15 protein-coding genes are annotated in these 16,825 nt (G+C 77.5%); 10 read left to right on the top strand and 5 right to left on the bottom strand.

The window, feature by feature from the left end; genetic code table 11:
* The first annotated feature begins 16 nt into the window (after positions 1–16).
* From IR170_RS18240 to IR170_RS18220, 5 genes are all read left to right on the top strand, one after another.
* Positions 17–1,036, top strand: coding sequence for an AraC family transcriptional regulator (locus IR170_RS18240; protein ID WP_193666344.1), 1,020 nt, complete (start codon positions 17–19; stop codon positions 1,034–1,036).
* Between the two features lie 188 nt (positions 1,037–1,224).
* The gene (locus IR170_RS18235; RefSeq protein ID WP_193666343.1) at positions 1,225–2,595 is read left to right on the top strand and encodes a GntP family permease; all 1,371 of its coding nucleotides are present in this window, start codon (positions 1,225–1,227) and stop codon (positions 2,593–2,595) included.
* 1 nt (position 2,596) lies between these two features.
* Complete coding sequence (locus tag IR170_RS18230) at positions 2,597–3,580, top strand: LysR substrate-binding domain-containing protein (RefSeq protein WP_193666342.1); 984 nt, start codon at positions 2,597–2,599, stop codon at positions 3,578–3,580.
* A 98-nt stretch (positions 3,581–3,678) separates the two neighbouring features.
* A complete protein-coding gene (locus IR170_RS18225) occupies positions 3,679–4,986 on the top strand; it encodes a CaiB/BaiF CoA transferase family protein (protein ID WP_193666341.1) in 1,308 nt (435 codons plus the stop codon).
* Positions 4,983–5,870, top strand: coding sequence for an HpcH/HpaI aldolase/citrate lyase family protein (locus IR170_RS18220; RefSeq protein WP_193666340.1), 888 nt, complete (start codon positions 4,983–4,985; stop codon positions 5,868–5,870). Before IR170_RS18225 ends, IR170_RS18220 begins: the two co-directional genes overlap by 4 nt.
* A 154-nt stretch (positions 5,871–6,024) precedes the next feature.
* Here IR170_RS18220 and IR170_RS18215 read toward each other — a convergent pair whose 3' ends face one another.
* A complete protein-coding gene (locus IR170_RS18215) occupies positions 6,025–6,537 on the bottom strand; it encodes a hypothetical protein (RefSeq protein ID WP_227489588.1) in 513 nt (170 codons plus the stop codon).
* Positions 6,534–7,556, bottom strand: coding sequence for an SDR family oxidoreductase (locus IR170_RS18210; protein WP_056903107.1), 1,023 nt, complete (start codon positions 7,554–7,556; stop codon positions 6,534–6,536). The genes IR170_RS18215 and IR170_RS18210 overlap by 4 nt, the downstream gene beginning before the upstream one ends.
* Before the next feature lie 229 nt (positions 7,557–7,785).
* On the opposite strand from IR170_RS18210, the gene IR170_RS18205 reads away from it, so the two are divergent.
* From IR170_RS18205 to IR170_RS18185, 5 genes are read left to right on the top strand one after another with little or no spacing between them, the layout of a single operon-like run.
* A complete protein-coding gene (locus IR170_RS18205) occupies positions 7,786–8,235 on the top strand; it encodes an SRPBCC family protein (protein ID WP_193666339.1) in 450 nt (149 codons plus the stop codon).
* Positions 8,232–9,410, top strand: a complete 1,179-nt coding sequence (locus tag IR170_RS18200) for a glycosyltransferase family protein (RefSeq protein ID WP_319805160.1) — start codon at positions 8,232–8,234, stop codon at positions 9,408–9,410. Before IR170_RS18205 ends, IR170_RS18200 begins: the two co-directional genes overlap by 4 nt.
* Entirely contained in the window at positions 9,407–10,486 is a 1,080-nt protein-coding gene (locus IR170_RS18195) for a glycosyltransferase (RefSeq protein WP_319805159.1), read from the top strand. The genes IR170_RS18200 and IR170_RS18195 overlap by 4 nt, the downstream gene beginning before the upstream one ends.
* Positions 10,483–11,511 carry a glycosyltransferase gene (locus IR170_RS20490; RefSeq protein WP_193666338.1) on the top strand — a complete coding sequence of 343 codons (1,029 nt, stop codon included), beginning with the start codon at positions 10,483–10,485 and terminating at the stop codon, positions 11,509–11,511. Before IR170_RS18195 ends, IR170_RS20490 begins: the two co-directional genes overlap by 4 nt.
* A complete protein-coding gene (locus IR170_RS18185; protein ID WP_193666337.1) occupies positions 11,508–12,320 on the top strand; it encodes a glycosyltransferase family 2 protein in 813 nt (270 codons plus the stop codon). Before IR170_RS20490 ends, IR170_RS18185 begins: the two co-directional genes overlap by 4 nt.
* Positions 12,321–12,659: 339 nt before the next feature.
* Here IR170_RS18185 and IR170_RS18180 read toward each other — a convergent pair whose 3' ends face one another.
* Genes IR170_RS18180 through IR170_RS18170 form a run of 3 tightly spaced genes read right to left on the bottom strand, consistent with a single transcriptional unit; the run spans position 12,660 to position 16,746 of the window.
* The gene (locus IR170_RS18180; RefSeq protein WP_319805158.1) at positions 12,660–14,288 is read right to left on the bottom strand and encodes a glycosyltransferase family 2 protein; all 1,629 of its coding nucleotides are present in this window, start codon (positions 14,286–14,288) and stop codon (positions 12,660–12,662) included.
* Entirely contained in the window at positions 14,282–15,628 is a 1,347-nt protein-coding gene (locus IR170_RS18175; RefSeq protein ID WP_193666336.1) for a glycosyltransferase, read from the bottom strand. Before IR170_RS18175 ends, IR170_RS18180 begins: the two co-directional genes overlap by 7 nt.
* The gene (locus IR170_RS18170) at positions 15,625–16,746 is read right to left on the bottom strand and encodes a WcbI family polysaccharide biosynthesis putative acetyltransferase (protein WP_193666335.1); all 1,122 of its coding nucleotides are present in this window, start codon (positions 16,744–16,746) and stop codon (positions 15,625–15,627) included. Before IR170_RS18170 ends, IR170_RS18175 begins: the two co-directional genes overlap by 4 nt.
* Positions 16,747–16,825 lie beyond the last annotated feature (79 nt).

The raw sequence follows: 16,825 nt of genomic DNA, 5'->3' as shown, positions 1-16,825 counted from the left end.
CTTGATCCTGGACGACATGTCCGTGATCCGCTCCGCCGGCCTGCGCGGCTTCCGCGCGGTGGTCGAGGAGCTGGGCGGCGACGCGGACGACCTGGCCCGCCGGGCCCGCCTCGACCCCGCCGCCCTCGACGCCGACGACCTGCTGGTGCCCGACCTGGCCATGGCCGGGGTGCTCGAGCTGGCCGCCCACGAGCTCGACCAGCCCGACCTCGGGCTGCGGGTGGCGGCCCGCCAGGACCTCTCGCTGCTCGGCCCGCTGGCCCTGGCCATCGAGAACTCCCCCACCGTGGCCGAGGCCATGGAGTGCACCTCGCGCTACCTCTTCGTCCACGCCCCCGCCATGCGGATCAGCCTCGAGCCCGATCCCGACGGCGTGCGCGGCGTCGAGGCGCTGCGCTACGACGTCACCCCGCCGGGGGTCGACCCGCCCCGCCAGGGCACCGACCTCAGCCTGGGCTCCCTGCACCGCAGCATCCGCTCGCTCGCCGGGGGCGGCTACGGGCTGCGCACCGTCGACCTGCCGGGGCGACCGGTCGCGCCCAGGGCGGCGTACGAGGACTTCTTCGGGGCGCGCGTGCGCTTCGGCCGCCCCGCCGCGCTGCTGCGGCTGCCCAGCAGCCTGGGCGCCCTGCCGCTCGCCGGCCGCGACGAGTCCGTGCGCCGGATGGCCCTCGACTTCCTCGACCGCCAGGCCCCCGTGGACGGCGACCGCGTGGCCCCGCGCGTGCGCGGCGCGGTCGACCAGCTGCTCGGCACGGCCAGCCCGGAGGTCGGCGCGGTGGCCCGCCTGCTCGACCTGCACCCCCGCACCCTGCAGCGGCGCCTGGCCGCCGAGGGCACGACCTTCGCGGCGATCCTCGACGACGCCCGCCGGGCCGCGGCACGGCGCTACCTGCTCACCACCGACCTCCCGCTCGCCCAGGTCGCCGGCCTCCTCGGGCTCTCCGAGCAGGCCGTGCTCACCCGCGCCTGCCGCCGCTGGTGGGACCGCACCCCCCGCGACGTGCGCCGCCACGGGCTCGACCCCGCGTCGTAGTCACCGCCCGTGCCCGCCCGTGCCGCCCGTGCTCGCCCCGGCTCTCGCCGGTCGACCGGGTACGAGCCATCAGCGATGCTGATACCCACCCCTCCCCCAGCGTCCTTCCGGCGGCGGCGGACGCCGTGGTTGCCTCGACCCGCGTGACCGTCACCACACGGCGGGCACCGGACCGAAGGAGCGCGACCGTGACCATCCTCCACGCCTGCATCGCCATCGGGGCCGTGCTCGCCCTCATCATCTGGCTCAAGGTCGAGCCGGTGATCGCCCTCGTCGTCGGCTCGCTCTACCTCGGCCTGGCCGCCGGCGTCGGCCTGACCGGCACCGTGGAGGCCATCGCGGTCGGCTTCGGCGACATCATGGCGGAGGTCGGTCTGCTCATCGGGTTCGGTGTGCTCGTGGGGGCGCTGCTGTTCGCGCTCGGCGCGCTGCAGGGGCTCGTGGCCCTGCTGCTCCGCCTGCTCGGCGCGCGCCGCCTGCCCTACGCCATCAGCGCCGCGCTCACCACGCTCTTCCCCTCGATCTACGTCGACGTGCAGCTCGTGCTGGCCTCTCCGCTGGCGCGCTCCGCCGCACCGCAGGTCGGACGCAACGGCCTGCCGCTGCTGGCGGCCTCGCTGACGGCCGGCATCCTCGTCGGCTACGTCTTCGTCATCCCCGGCCTCGGCACGCTCTCGATCGCCGGGCTGCTCGACATCCCGCTCGGCACGATGCTGCTCTTCGGCCTGCTCGTCGGACCGGTCACCGCCGTGCTGACCACGCTGGTCTTCAAGCTGCTGCTCGACCGTGGCCTCTGGCGCCCGGAGACCGACGAGGACCCCTCCGAGGCGCTGCTCGAGGCCGAGCGGCAGGCCGCCGTCGAGCAGGACGCCACCGCCGCCGACGCCCGCGCCACCACCCCGCCGCTGGGGGTCTCGCTGCTGCCGATCCTCGTGCCGCTGCTGATGATCGCCTTCGGCGCCGTCGCCGACGCCGCCGGCTTCGCCACCCCCCTCACCTCCTTCGTCGGCAACGCCGTCTTCGCCCTCTTCGTGGGGCTGGTGATGGCCTACGCCCTCGCGCGCCGCAGCCTGGGCCGCGAGCGCACCGAGGAGGCCGTCGAGCGCGGCCTCAGCACCACCGGACAGATCCTGCTCATCACCGGCGTGGGCGGGTCGCTGGGCGCGGTGATCGGCGAGACCGACCTCGCCGACGTGCTGGGCGGCCTGTTCTCGGCCGAGGCCGGGGCCCCGGTGGTCCTCACCGTGCTGCTGGCGTGGTTCGTGGCGGCGCTGCTGCACTTCGCGATCGGCTCGATCTCGGTGGCCGCGATCGCCGCGGCCGGCATCATCGAGCCGATCCTGGGCAGCCTCGACGTGGCCCCGGTGGTGGTCGGGCTCTCCATCGGCGCCGGCGCGCTCTTCGCGCTGCAGGTCAACAGCAACTTCTTCTGGATGTTCCAGAGCCTGCTCGGCGTCTCCACCCAGGGCGCCCTCAAGGCGCTCACCCTCGTCACCGGCATCGCCTCGGTGATCGCGCTGCCGCTCATCATCGTGCTCGGCTTCCTGGTGCCGGCCTGACGTGGACGCCCCCGACCCCCGCCGGCCCGGGCGCACCCCCGGCCTCGACGTGGCCGCCCTGCGCGACCTCATCCTGGTCGTCGACACCGGCAGCATCACCCGCGCCGCCGCGGCCGCCGGCGTCTCGCAGCCGGCGATGAGCGCCCGGATGACCCAGCTCGAGGCCGAGGTCGGCCGCCGGCTGCTCGAGCGGGGCCCCCGCGGGGTGGAGGCGACCGCCGTCGGGCTCGAGCTCTACCGCGGCGCCCAGCAGGTCGTGCGCCAGGTCGACCGGCTCGCCGAGCAGCTCGGCGCGGGGAGCCGCGAGATCCACGGGTCGGTGTCGGTGGGGCTCCCCGCCACCGTCGCCGGCACGCTCGTGCCCGCGCTGCTGCCCCTGGTCGCCGAGCGCCACCCCGGCGTCCGCCTGGAGCTGTTCGAGTCGATGAGCGGCTACATCCAGGAGCTGCTGGGGCGCGGCCGTCTCGACCTCGCCGTGCTCTTCCGCGACGACCCCTCCCCGCGCCCCGGGGAGCTGGCCGTCTACGACGAGCCGCTGCTGCTGGCCACCGCCGCGTCGGTCGACGCCTCCACCGAGCCGGTGCGGGTGCGCGACCTGCGCGAGCGGGCGCTGGTCGCCCCCGGGGAGCGCAGCAACCTGCGTGCCCTGGTCGACCGGGCGTTCGCCGAGCACGGCCTCGCGCCCCGCGTGGTCGCCGACGTGGAGTCGCTCACCGCCATGGTCCGCCTCGTGCAGGGCGGTGCGGTCAGCGCCGTGCTGACCCGCTCCGCCGCCGCGCACTACGCCGGGCCCGAGCTCGCGCTGCGCCCCGTCGTCGAGCCGCTGCTGCGCCGCACCGTCTCGGTCTGCGTGGCCGCGGAGTTCTACGAGCCGCGCCTGGCCGTGCTGGCCGTGCGCGACGCGGTCGTCGACGCCGTGCACGCCCTCGCCGACCGCGACGCCTGGCCCGGCATCACCCTGCTCGACCGCCGCCCGCCCGACTGACCGACCCGACCCGACCCGCCGACCCGGCCCGGGCCGACCGCCCTCACCACGTCCGCACCACCACCGCCCGACCGTCGGGCCGGAAGGAGCACCCGCCCATGACCAGCCCGACCGCCGGGTCCGCACCCGACCCCACCCCCGCCGCCGGCGCGCCGGCCTCGCCGCAGGCGGGGCCGAGCCTGCTCGAGGGGCTGCGGGTGCTCGACCTCTCCACCATGATCGCCGCGCCGCTGGCCGCGACCCTGCTCGCCGACTACGGCGCCGACGTCGTCAAGGTCGAGATGCCCGGCCCCGGCGACCACGTGCGGCGCTTCGGGGCGCAGAAGGACGGCCAGGGTCTCTACTGGAAGGCACTGAGCCGCGGCAAGCGCAGCGTCTCCCTCGACCTGCGGCGCCCGGAGGGCCGGGACCTGCTGCTGCAGTGGGTGCAGCAGTTCGACGTGCTGGTCGAGAACTTCCGCCCCGGCACCCTCGAGCGCTGGGGCCTGGGCCCCGACGTCCTGCGCGCCGCCAACCCCCGCCTGGTGGTGCTCCGGGTGACGGCCTACGGACAGGACGGGCCCTACGCCGAGCAGCCCGGCTTCGGCACGCTCGCCGAGGCCCTGGCCGGACTGGCCTCGGTGTCGGGCTTCCCCGACCGCCCGCCGCTGCTGCCCGCCTACCCGCTCGCCGACATCATGGCCGGCAACCTCGGGGCGACCGCCGTGCTCGCCGCCCTCCAGCGCCGCCACCTCACCGGCGCCGGCGACGTCGTCGACCTGGCGATCTACGAGGCGGCGCTGAAGCTGGTGGAGATCAACGTCGTGGAGTACCAGCAGCTCGGCACCGAGCACGGCCGCACCGGCAACCGCTACGGACCGGCCGCCCCGCGCGGCAGCTACCAGTGCCGCGACGGGCTGTGGATCGCCCTGTCGGGCAGCACCCAGGCGATGGCCGTGCACGTGCTGCGCACCATCGGCGGCGAGGAGCTCGTGGCCGACCCGCGCTTCACCACCAATGCCGAGCGACGCACCCACGTGGAGGAGCTCGACGCGCTCATCTCCGCCTGGTGCGGCGCCCGCGACCGCGCCGAGGCCCTGGCCGGGCTCACCGCCGGCGGCTGCGCCGTCGGGCCTCTGGAGTCGGTGGCCACGATGATGGACAACCCGCAGGTCGCCCACCGCGGCTCGATCGCCACCGTCGAGGACCCCGACCTCGGGCCGGTGGCGATGACCGGGGTCTTCCCCCGCTTCCAGGAGGCCCCCACGGGCGTCGGACGCCCGGGTCCCGCCGACGTCGGCGCCGACACCGACGCGGTGCTGGCCCACGACCTCGGGCTCGACGCCGCCACGCTCGCCGCCCTGCGCGCCGACGGCGTCACCGACGGCCCCGACCGCGGCCACGAGTCGATCCCGGGGGCGGTGTGAGCGCCGAGGCCGCGCTGCGGCGGCGCACCCAGCTCTTCCTGCCGGCCAACCGCGCCGAGCGCGCGACCAGGGCCGCGACGTCGGGCGCCGACGCCGTCGTCCTCGACCTGGAGGACAGCGTGCCCCCGGGCGAGCGCCCGGCCGCGCGCGCCGGCCTGGGCGCCGCGGTGGCGGCCCTGCGCGAGGCCCGGCCCGGCCTGCACGTCGTGGTGCGGGTCAACGCCGGCGAGGACCTCGGCACCGACCTGGCGGCCGCCGTCGGGGCCGAGGCCGACGCCGTCCTCGTGCCCAAGGTGGAGGCGGCCTCCGACGTCGAGGAGGTCGACCGGCTGCTCGACCGGGCCGAGGCCGCGCGCGGCACCACCGGTCGACGCACCGAGGTGCAGCTGCTCGTCGAGAGCCCTCGCGGGCTGCTGTCGGTGGCGCAGGTCGCCGCGGCGGGCGCGCGCACGGTGGCGCTGGCCCTCGGCACCGAGGACCTCTCCGCCGAGCTCGAGGTCGACCCCACCGACCCCGACTTCGACCTGCGCTGGGCCCACGGTCTGCTGCTGTGCGCGGCCCGCGCCCACGGGCTGGCGGCCTACGGCCTGCTGGGCAGCCTGGCCGTCGTGCACGACCTCACGGCGCTGGCCCGCGACGCGCGTCGCTCACGGGCCTTCGGGTACCTCGGGGCGCTGTGCATCCACCCCGCGCAGGTCCCGGTGCTCCACGAGGCCTTCTCCCCGACCGCGCAGGAGGTCGACCACGCCCGGCGCGTCGTGGCCGCCCTGGCCGAGGGCGAGCGGGCCGGCACCACCGCGGTGCAGCTCGACGGGCGCATGGTCGACACCCCCGTCGCGCTCCGCGCCCGGCGCCTGTTGGCCCGCGCCGGGGAGGACGCCTAGCCCGGACGTCTCGGACGTCCCGGACGTCCCGGACCGCCGGACCGCCGACGGCGGCCCCAGGTGGGCTCGGCTCGACCGGTCGGCCGGGCCACCGGTCGACCGGGTCGGCCCCACCGGGCGGCAGGGGCGAGGGGTGGCCACGCCGGAGCGGCGCTCAGGCGGCGCGCGCCTCCCGGGCGCGGGCCAGCAGCGGCGCGCCACCCGGCACGCGGGAGAGCACGGCCACGGCGAGGGCGTCACGCAGGCCCGGCGGACGGTCGAGCGCGGCGCCGGCCTGCTGCAGGCTGCGCAGACCGAAGCCCGACCACACCAGGGCGACGGCGGCGTCGGCGAGGCCGGCGCGGGCGCACCGCGGCTCCGCCCCGACCAACCCCAGCGAGGTCGCGGCGTGCACCCCGTCGACCCACGCACCGAGGGCGAGCACCTCCGGCGAGGGGCTGCTGCCCGACAGGGCGGCCTGGGCCAGCTGCCGGGCGCCGAGCACCCGCACCACGCCCACCGCGAGCGGGGCGGGACCGCCGGGCACCATCGGGCGCAGCACCGTGCGCGGCGCACCCAGCAGCAGCAGGCCCCACGCGCCGCGGGCCAGCTCCACGGGCCGGGCCGGGCGCGCACGGCGCCGCGGGCCGGTGGACGGGAGCGCCGCACCGGGCGGCACGACGCTCACCGGCGCGCGGCCCGCAGCGCACCACCGGTCAGCCCGGCGAGCACCCCGGCGCCGACGACGCCGGTGAGGGCGCGTCGGTGGCGGCCGATCGCCGAGACCGGGTCGCGCTGGCCCGACTGGTCGGAGAAGGGGCCCCGGGCGCCCTGGTCGCGCTCGGCGTCGCGGGGCTCGAAGACGTTGGAGCCCAGCCGCGGGGTCTCCTGCTCGGTCTGCTGGGAGTCCACGCCGGTGCGGGCGAGGTAGCGGTCCATGAACGCCGGGGCGAGGCGGTTGCCCAGCACGGTGTAGACCGCGGCGATGCCGACCCAGGCGTTGCGGCGAGGGTGCTCGGCGACGTGCCGGATGGCCCGGGCGGCCACCTCGGGCTCGAGGATCGGCGGCACCGGCATCGGACGGCCGGCCATGCGGTTGAGGTTCCAGGTGAACTGCGGGGTGTTGAGGCCGGGCAGGGTCACCAGCGAGACGCGCACGGCGCTGCCCGTGGCGAGCAGCTCGGTGTGCACCGACTCCGTCAGGCCCTTCACCGCGTGCTTGGCGCCGCAGTAGGCGGCCTGGAGCGGGATCGAGCGGTAGGCCATCGCCGAGGAGACGTTGACCACCGACCCGCGGTCGCGGGGCCGCATCACGCGCAGCGCGGCCCGCAGCCCGTGCACCTGGCCGTGGTAGGTGACGTCGGTGAGCCGTCGGTGCTCCTCGGGCGTGGTGTCCCAGAAGTACGACAGGGCGCCGACGAAGGCGTTGTTGACCCACACGTCGATCTCGCCGAGCTCGGCCTCCACCCGGTCGGTGGCGGCCTCGACGGCCTCGCCGTCGGCCACGTCGACCTGCAGCGGCAGGCAGCGGCGCCCGAGGCCCTCGACGTCGCGGGCGGTCGCGGCCAGCCCGGCCTCGCCGCGGGCGAGGACGGCGACGTCGTAGCCGGCCCCGGCGAGCTCGCGGACCACCGCGCGTCCGACGCCGGCGGTGCCTCCGGTGACCACGGCCACGCGAGGGGTGGTGGGTGCTGTGGATCTGCTCATGCTCGACCTCCTGGTCGCTCTGCGCGCCCGCCGCGACCGCGCCCGACGGGCGCCGGCGGCGGGGCCGCCCTGCCACCATGACGGCCGCCGCCGGGGCCCGACAGGGGCTCGCGCGAGACCTGGTCCAAGGGGTGAGGCGGCCTCACCCCACCGGCTCCCCCCGCAGGGATGGAGCGCCCCGGAGGCGGGGGGCCGTAGAACGGAGGTCCGACAACCGAAGGACTCCGCCGTGCCCAGCGTCGAGCGCACCGTCACCACCCACACCCCCCTCCCGCGGGTCTGGGACTACCTCTCCGACTTCACCTCCACCGAGGAGTGGGACCCGCCCACGCAGCGCACCACCCGCACCTCCGGCGACGGCGGGGTCGGCACGACCTACCACAACGTCTCGTCCTTCCTCGGCTCCGAGCAGGAGGTGGAGTACACCGTCGTGGAGCGCGTCGAGCAGGAGCGCCTGGTGCTCACCGGCGACGCCGGGTCGGTGCAGCTGCGCGACACCCTGACCTTCGCCACGACCGCCCTCGAGGACGGCACGACCGGCACCGCGGTGACCTACCACGCGGATTTCGAGCCGCAGGGCGCCGCCAAGCTGGCCACCCCGGTGCTCCCGGCCGCCCTGACGGTCCTGGCCGACAAGGTCGCCTCCAGCCTCGAGGAGCGCCTGGAGCGCCTGTCGTGACCCTCGACGTGGCCCCCCGCCCCTCCGCCGGCGCCCCGGCGTCGGGCGGAGCGGGCACGCCGGACCGGGCGGGCGCGCGCACCCTGCGCGTCGCCTCGGTGCCGTCGGGCCACGTCTACGTGCGCCACCTCGACCGCGAGGACGGCCTCGACGCCGTCGAGCGGCTCCCCGACCCGCACCCCGACGACCCCTCGCGGGTCGCGGAGGAGCGGTGGTGGCCCCCGGTGATGCTCGACCCGGAGTGGGTCGAGCGGGCCGCGCCCGACGCCTTCGACGTCTACCACCTGCAGTTCGGCTTCGACGCGCGCGAGCCGGCCGAGCTGGAGCGCCTGGTCGCGGCCCTGCGGAGACGACGTACGCCGCTCGTCTACACCGCCCACGACCTGCGCAACCCCCACCACCTCGACCGCGCGGCCCACGACGCCCAGCTCGACGTGCTCGTGCCGGCCGCCGACGCGGTCGTCACCCTCACCCCCGGCGCCGCCGCGGAGATCCGCGCGCGCTGGGGCGTGGAGGCCGTGGTGGTGCCGCACCCCCACGTCGTCGACACCGACACCATGGGCGTGGCCCAGGACTGCCGCGCGCGCCGGCGCACCGGCGCCTTCCGGATCGGGCTGCACCTCAAGAGCCTGCGCGCGAGCATGGACCCGATGGCGGTGCTGCCGACCCTGGTCGAGACCGTGGCCGCGCTGCCCGACGCCGTGCTCCAGGTCAACGCCCACCACGACGTCATGGATCCCGGCTTCGTGCGCCACGACGCGGCGCTCGCGGCCTACGTGCAGGACGCCGCCCGCGCCGGGCTGGTCGACCTCGAGGTCCACGACTACCTCCCCGACGACGCGCTGTGGCGCCACCTGGGCTCGCTCGACGCCTCCGTCCTGCCCTACCGCTTCGGCACCCACTCGGGCTGGCTGGAGGCCTGCCGCGACCTCGGCACGACCGTGCTCGCCCCGACCTGCGGCTACTTCGCCGAGCAGGGCCCGGTGCTGTCCTACGCCGCCGACGAGCACGGCGTCGACGCCGACTCGCTGGCCGCCGCGGTGCGCCGCGCCCACGACGAGCGCCCGCGCTTCGGGGCCACCATCGAGGAGCGCCGTCGTCAGCGCGACGCCGGCGCCGCCACCCACCTGGAGCTCTACCGCTCGCTGGTCGCCGCCGCACGAGGGGTCTCGTGAGGGACCGGCTCCGCATCTGCCTGGTCGCCTCGAGCCTGTACCCGATCGGCGAGCCCTTCGCGGGCGGGCTGGAGGCGATGACCCACCAGCTGGCCCGCGAGCTGCTGCGCCGCGGCCACGAGGTGTCGCTCTTCGCGGCCCCCGGCAGCGACCCCGCGCTCGACGTCACCGAGCTCGACGTGCCCCGCTTCGTGCCGTCGCCGGCGGCCGAGGCCGACGTCAACGCCCCGCCGCGGCGGTGGATGGCCGAGCACCACGCCTACCTCGGGCTGATGCTCGACCTCGCCCGCGACGCCTCGACCCGCTTCGACGTCGTGCACAACAACAGCCTCCACCACCTGCCCGTGGCGATGGCCCACACCGTCGACGTGCCCCTGGTGACCACCCTGCACACCCCGCCCGTGCCGTGGCTGGAGTCGGCCGTGGCGCTGTCGCCGGCCAGCAGCTCCTTCGCCGCGGTCTCCGAGCACACCTCGCGCGCCTGGGCCCACCTGGCCCCGGCGGTGCCGATCCTCAACGGCGTCGACGTCGACCGCTGGACCCCCGGCCCCGGCGGCGGGCCCGCGGTGTGGTCGGGCCGGCTGGTCGCCGAGAAGGCGCCCCACGAGGCCATCGACGCCTGCCGGTTGGCCGGCATCCCGCTGGTGCTCGCCGGACCCGTGCCCGACGAGGCCTACTTCGAGCGCGAGATCGCCCCCCGCCTGGGTCGCCAGGCGGTGCACGTGGGCCACCTCGACCACAAGGCGCTCACCCGCCTGCTCGGCCGGGCCTCGGTCGCGCTGGTCACCCCCGCCTGGGACGAGCCCTACGGCCTGGTCGCCGCCGAGGCGATGGCCTGCGGCACCCCCGTGGCGGCCTACGACCGCGGCGCGCTGCGCGAGGTCGTCGCCGACGAGGCCGGCGCCCTCGCCCCCGGCGGCGACGTCGAGGCGCTCGCCGTCGCGGTCACCGCCGCGCTCGGGCTCGACCGGGGCGCGGTGCGGCGCCACGCCGTGCAGCACTGCTCGCTGCGGCGCATGGTCGACGAGTACGAGCGGCTCTACCGCTCGCTCGGCCGGCTCCGGGACGCCGCGTGATCGGCTACTACGTCCACCACCACGGCAAGGGCCACCTCCACCGCGCCACCGGCCTCGCCCGGGTGCTGCACGACCGCGGCGTCGAGGTCACCGGCCTGTCGTCGCTGCCCGCGCCCGAGGCGTGGCCCGGGCCGTGGGTGCGCCTCGACCGCGACGACGAGGGCTCCCAGGCCCTCGACGTGAGCGCCGGCGGCCGCCTGCACTGGGTGCCGCGCCACGACGGCGGCCTGCGCCGCCGCTCGGCCCAGGTCTCGCGGTGGATCGAGGAGGCCGTGCCCGACCGCGTGGTCGTCGACGTCTCCGTCGAGGTCGCGCTGCTGGCCCGGCTGCACGGCGTGCCCGTCACCGGCGTCGTCCTGCCCGGGCGCCGTGGCGACGCCGCCCACCTGCTCGGCCTCGACGTGTGCGACCAGCTGGTCGGCTTCTGGCCCGCCGTCGCCACCGGGGCGCCGGGCGGGCCCGGCATGCTCCGCGACGTGCCCGACACCGTGCTCGAGCGGCTCCACGCCGTCGGCGGTCTCTCCCGCCTCACGGCCCCGCCGGCCGCCGAGGCACCGGAGCGTCGTACGCCGGGGCGCGAGCGCTCCGTCGTGGTGCTGCTGGGGGCCGGCGGCGACACCGTCGGCGCCGACGTGCTCGACCTCGCCCGCGCCCAGACGCCCGGCTGGCGCTGGACCGTGCTCGGCGGGGCCCACGGCGCCTGGGTGCCCGACCCGACCGCGCTGCTGGCGGAGGCCGACGTGGTGGTCACCCACGCCGGGCAGAACGCGGTGGCGGAGGTGGCCACGCTGCGCCGCCCGGCCGTGGTCGTGCCCCAGGACCGCCCCCACGACGAGCAGCACTGCACCGGCGAGGCCCTCGCCGCCGGACCCTGGCCGGTCGTCGTCGAGCCCCACCTGCCCGCCGACGGCTGGGCCGCGCGCCTGGAGGCCGTGGCCGCCCTCGACGGCGAGGCGTGGGCCGGCTGGTGCCCGCCCGACACCGCCGAGCGCTTCGCCGACCTCGTGACGGGGGCTCCCGCGTGACCCGGGTCGCCGTCACGACCATCGCCCACGGCCGCGGCGACCACCTCGCCGCCCAGCACCGCTCGCTGGCGGCGGGCGGCCGGGTGCCCGACGACTACCTCGTCGTCGCCATGGACGACCCGTCGCTCGAGCCCGCCACGGTCGACGGCCTGCGCCGCCGCGTGGAGCGCGTCGGTCGCGACGCGGTCGGTCTGCCGCTCGCCCGGGCCCGCAACCGCGGCATCGAGGACGCCTTCCGCTCCGGCGCCGACGTCGTGGTCGCGCTCGACGTCGACTGCCTGGCCGGCCACGACCTCGTCGCGTCCTATGCCGACGTCGCGCTGCGCCGCCCCGACGCGGTCTGGTCGGGCCCGGTCACCTACCTCCCGCCCTCCCCCGGCGGCTACGACCTCTCCCGGCTGCCCGCGCTCGACGACCCCCACCCCGCACGCCCCGACCCCGCGCCCGGCGAGGAGCACGTGGGCGGGCGGCCCGACCTCTTCTGGTCGCTGTCGTTCGCGCTCTCGCGCGAGGCGTGGAGCCGCGCCGGCGCGTTCTGCGAGGAGTACGTCGGCTACGGCGGCGAGGACACCGACTTCGGCCACCAGGTCGCCGCCGCGGGCGTCGGGCTCGGCTGGGTCGGCGGCGCCCGCGCCTACCACCAGCACCACCCCACCACCGACCCCCCGGTGCAGCACGTCGACGACATCCTGCGCAACGGCGCCCTCTTCGCCCGCCGCTGGGGCCGCTGGCCCATGGAGGGCTGGCTCGAGGCCTTCGAGGCCCGCGGCCTGGTCCGCCGGGTCGACGGCGGCTGGGCCCGCGCCTGACCCGCACCGCCCGGTGGTCGAGGCGGGGGCGCCGGCGACCGTCAGGAAACCACCCAGCCACGGTGGTTGCAGAGAGAGCGCCAGCGACCGTCTGGACACCACCCGGCCACGGTGGTTGAGGAGGGAGCGCCAGCGACCGTCTCGAAACCACCCAGCCACGGCGGTTGAAGAGAGACCGCGCCAGCGACCGTCTCGAAACCACCCAGCCACGGCGGTTGAAGAGAGACCGCGCCAGCGACCGTCTCGAAACCACCTGGCCACGACGGTTGAGGAGAGACCGCGCCGGCGACCGTCCCAGCACCACCGACGCGTGCCGGCCGCCGGTGACCGGCCGCTCGGTCAGCCCCAGCCGCCGAGGTAGGACTCGAACGAGGCGTCGGGCGCGACCGGCCGCAGGTCGAGGCCGGTCAGGGTGGTCTCGCCGAAGAGCGCGTCGACGCCCTCGGCGCCGGCGCGGGCCCAGCGCCGCCGGCGACGCACCGTGCGCAGGTCGGTGAGCCGCAGCCACTCCACGGCACCGTCGCCGGAGCCCCCGCCCGGCGCGCCCTCCCCGTCCACCCGGACCGCCCCGGGGGCGTCAACGCCCGCGACGGCGTCGAGCACCGCCCGCCAGCCCGCGGCGGGGCCGCGCACGGGTCGGCGTACCTCGAGCAGGCGGGAGGCGGTGCGCAGGTCGGGGCGGCCCAGCCGCAGCCGGTCGTCGGCGCCGCCCAGCCGGGCGTGGTCGGCGCGGGAGAGGTGCACCCGGGCCCGCGGGAGCGCGGCGAGCAGGCTGTCGACGCAGACGGCGACGCCGGTGGGGTCGAGGCCCTCGGCCACGACGACCACCGGGTCGGGCGGGCCGAGGCGCAGGCCGGTGGTCGTGGCGCCGGGGCCGTCGAGGCGGCGCGCCACGGCGAGGGTCTCGTCGAGCTTGCGGGCGCGACGCTCGACCTCGTCGCGACCGGCCCAGTCGGGTCCGTCGTGCCAGGCCACCGCGTCGGGGGCGTGGGCGAGCAGCCCGCCGTGGCGCCACACACGGGCCGCGAGCTCCCAGTCCTCGCCGCCATAGGCGCGGAAGGTCTCGTCGAAGCCGCCGAGACCCTCGAAGAGCCAGCGACTGCACGCCAGCACCGCCGCGATGACGAAGCGGTAGGAGCGCTCGTCGGCGTCGAGCAGGTCGCGGCTGGCGGCGTAGGCGTCGTCGAGCCACGCGGGGGCGGGCAGCTCGCGCTGCGGACCGACCTGCTCCACCGGCGCCGCGGGGTCGGTGGCGGCGAGGTCGGCGTGGCGGCGGCGGCCCACGACCAGCGCCTCGGGGCAGCAGGCGGGCAGCCTCACCATCGCGGTGAGGAAGCCCGGCTCGGGGGTGGTGTCGGCGTCGAGGAAGACCAGCACCTCGCCGCGGCCGGCCGCGGCGCCAAGGTTGCGCGCGGCGCCGGCACGGAAGCCGCGGTCGGCCTGGCGCACGAGCCGTACGCCGTCGGGCACCGCCGGCGGCTCGCGCGAGCCGTCGTCGGCGACCACCACCTCGACGTCGCGCCAGGTCGTGCCCGCGCCGGTCTGGCGGGTGAGCGCGTGCAGGGTGCGGGCCAGCTCGCGGGGCTGCTCGAAGTGGGTGACGACCACCGTCACCGACGGCGGGCCGCCGCGGGCGGGGTCGCCGGTGCGAGCGTCGGCGTGGGTGCCGGAGTGGGTGCCGGACCGGGCGGGAGCGGAGTCGTAGGCGTCGGCGGGGTCGCGGGCGTCGGCGGGGTCGCGGGCCTCGGCGGGGTCGGGGTCGCGGACGGGGGCGTGGTCGCGGTCGCGGACGGGGGCGCGGTCGCGGTCGAGGGCGCGGGCGTCGCCGGGAGCGGCCGCGAGGGCGAGGTCCCACCGGTTGCCCGACACGGGCAGGACGCCGGGCGGCGCGACCTCGAGGCCCGGGAGGTCGACGGGGCCGGCCAGCGGGCCGGTACGCTGGGCCGCACGACGGCCTCCCGTCACCACGGCTCGAGCACCGGCTGCGGCGGGTGGGGCAGGGCGCGGTGCACGCCGGCCCACCAGGCGGCGTAGGCCCGCGCGGTGTCGCTCAGCAGGGGGCGCAGGTCGTCGGCCGCGGCGTGGGTGCGGGAGGGGTCGGCCAGGGCGGCGCGCAGCTCGTCGACCAGTGAGTCGTCGTCGTAGAGCCGGAAGCCGCCGGGGCGCAGGGCGTCGACCTCGCGCACGTAGGGCCCGTCGAGCGCGAGCGGGCGGCGGCCGGCGGCGAGCCAGGAGTTCATCGACCCCGACGCCGAGACGTGACGGTGGCCGGTGACCGGCACGTCGACGGCACGCATCCAGGCCGCGAGGTCGGCGTCGCCGAGGTAGCCGGTGACCCGCCAGCCCACCCCGCCGGTGCGGGCACGCGCGGCGAGCTCGTCGAGCAGGTCGTCGTGGCCGGCCACCGGCGCCCCGAGGGCGACGACCTCGACGTCGTGCCCCTCCTCGGCCAGCGCCGCGGCCGCGCGCACGAGCTCGCGGTGGCCCTTGTCGGGGTAGACGAAGCCCAACAGCGCGAGGCGCACGCGCCCCGCCGGGGCCTGCGGCACGACGCCGTCGCCGGGCTCCGTCGCGTCCGCGGCATCCGCGGCCTCCACGGCATCCGCGGGATCGACCGGGTCGAGCGGCACGACGGGCAGGTGCACCACGGTCGAGCGCAGCGCCCCGGGAGCGGGCGGCCCGGGCACCCGGTCGAGCACGCCCGCGAGCAGGTCGGCCTCGTGGTGGCTGTTGACCGCCCAGGTGCGCACGCCGCGCACGACCTCGGCGTACGCCGCGGCGCGGGCCTCGCCCGCCCACGGCTGGGGCACGTCGTGCAACGTCAGTGTCGTCGGCACCTGCGCGGCCAGCGCCACCACGGCCGCCGCCGACTCCGCGGACGAGTCGCCGAAGAGCCGGTCGGTCCAGTGCACGTGCACCGAACCCGCGCCGGTGCGACGCGCCTCGGCGACGGCGTCGGCCGGGGTGCCGACGAGCACCCGGGCGCCCAGCGCCTCGGCGACCTGACGGGCGTAGAGCGCCACCCCGTGGCGCGCGTCGTCGTGCACCAGGTGCAGCGGGAGCGCCGCCCGGCGACGGGTCTCGGCCGGGTCGGTGCGATCGGCACCGGAGTGGTCGGCCCGGGGACGACCGGCGCCGGAGCGATCGGCACCGGAGTGATCGGCACCGGAGTGATCGGCACCGGAGTGATCAGCCCCGGGGCCGACGGTCGACGGACCGACGGCCCGGGGGTCGCCGGAGGTGGGTCCGGGGGCCGCGCCACCGGTCCCGGCGTCGCGGGTCAGGTCGCGGGTCAGGTCGCGGGTCACGGGGCGAGCCCGAGGTGGTCGAGGGTGCGGCCGTGGCGGGCGAGGGCCTCGCGGACCATGGCCGGGTGGTCGGCGTACCAGGCCAGCTGCGCCGCCAGCACGTCCCGCTCGGCGACCGACCGGCCCCCGACCCGCCAGTGGTCGGGCGAGGGTGCGGGGCCGTCGGCCGGGCGGCGTACGGCGGCCACCACCGGGTGCACCGGTGCGTGCACGTCGTCGAGCAACGGGCGGCCCGGGTCGACCTCCAGCGGAGCCAGACCCAGGGAGGCGCGCACCCGCCGGGCGACCCCGGTCAGGACCCGCGGACCGGGGTGGTTGACCGTGCGCATGTCGTCGACCGCCGGGTCGTCGAGCAGGTCGGCCACCGCGACCCCGCCGTGTTGCTGCTGGCGGCGGAGCAGCTCGGCGCCCGAGTCGTCGCCGACCGCCCGCACGGCGTCGGCGGTGAGCGGGGGGAGGTCGTCGAGCAGGTCGTCGAGGCGGCTGCCGTCGGCGCCGGGGTCGGTGTGGCCGCGCGCGGCCAGCACGACGGCGCGCAGGTCGTGGTAGGCCACGACCGGGGGCACCACCCCGTCGAGCTCGGGCGGGTGGACGACGACGTGGAAGGGGTGCAGCCCGGCGTACCGCACGCTCGACACCAGGGCCGTGCGCAGGTCGGCGCGGGCGCGGGCGAGCACCTGCTCGGTGCCGAGCGGCAGGTCGCGGTAGTCGGCGCGGGTCGGCTGGGCCACGAGGAGGTCGGCGCGCTCGAGCAGCGCGTCGAGGTGGGGCAGGTCGTCGGCGGTGAGCTCGTGGATCGGCGGCACCCGCACACTCACGACGTCGCTCGTGGGCCGTGTCGGGTGGGCGCCGCGCAGGACGGCGGAGCCGGCGCCGCCTGGGTCGGTGGAGTGGGCGCCTCGCGTGTCGACGGGTGCATCGGTCGGCGGGCCGGCGGGCGCAGGGCCGGCCGGCTGGTCGAGGGGCTCGGCGGCGGCGGGGTCGAGGAGCAGCCGCAGCGACTCGGCCTGGCAGTTGCCGAGCAGGAGCAGCAGCGGGCGGCCGGTGGGGACCGGGTCGAGGCCGTAGAACGCGCCGTAGTGGCGCTGACGGCCGAGGTCGACGATGGTCGCGGGCACCGGGCGGCTCCTGGGGATCTCTGACGGGCGGGGGTGGTGCGGGGGCGGCCCACGGATGCAGCGGCTCGAGCCGGTGACG

Origin of the sequence: Nocardioides kribbensis, from assembly GCF_015070375.1 — a bacterium.
GTDB classification, from domain to species: Bacteria; Actinomycetota; Actinomycetes; order Propionibacteriales; family Nocardioidaceae; genus Nocardioides; species Nocardioides kribbensis.
The sequence above is the reverse complement of the archived record's forward strand: the minus strand, read 5'-3'. Positions and strand labels throughout refer to the sequence as shown.

What these genes read in the sequence shown, in the direction of transcription:
- IR170_RS18240 (WP_193666344.1), top strand. Translation starts at nt 17, where the DNA reads ATGTCCGTGATCCGCTCCGCCGGCCTGCGCGGCTTCCGCGCGGTGGTC.
- IR170_RS18225 (WP_193666341.1), top strand. Translation starts at nt 3,679, where the DNA reads ATGACCAGCCCGACCGCCGGGTCCGCACCCGACCCCACCCCCGCCGCC.
- IR170_RS18210 (WP_056903107.1), bottom strand. Translation starts at nt 7,556, where the DNA reads ATGAGCAGATCCACAGCACCCACCACCCCTCGCGTGGCCGTGGTCACC.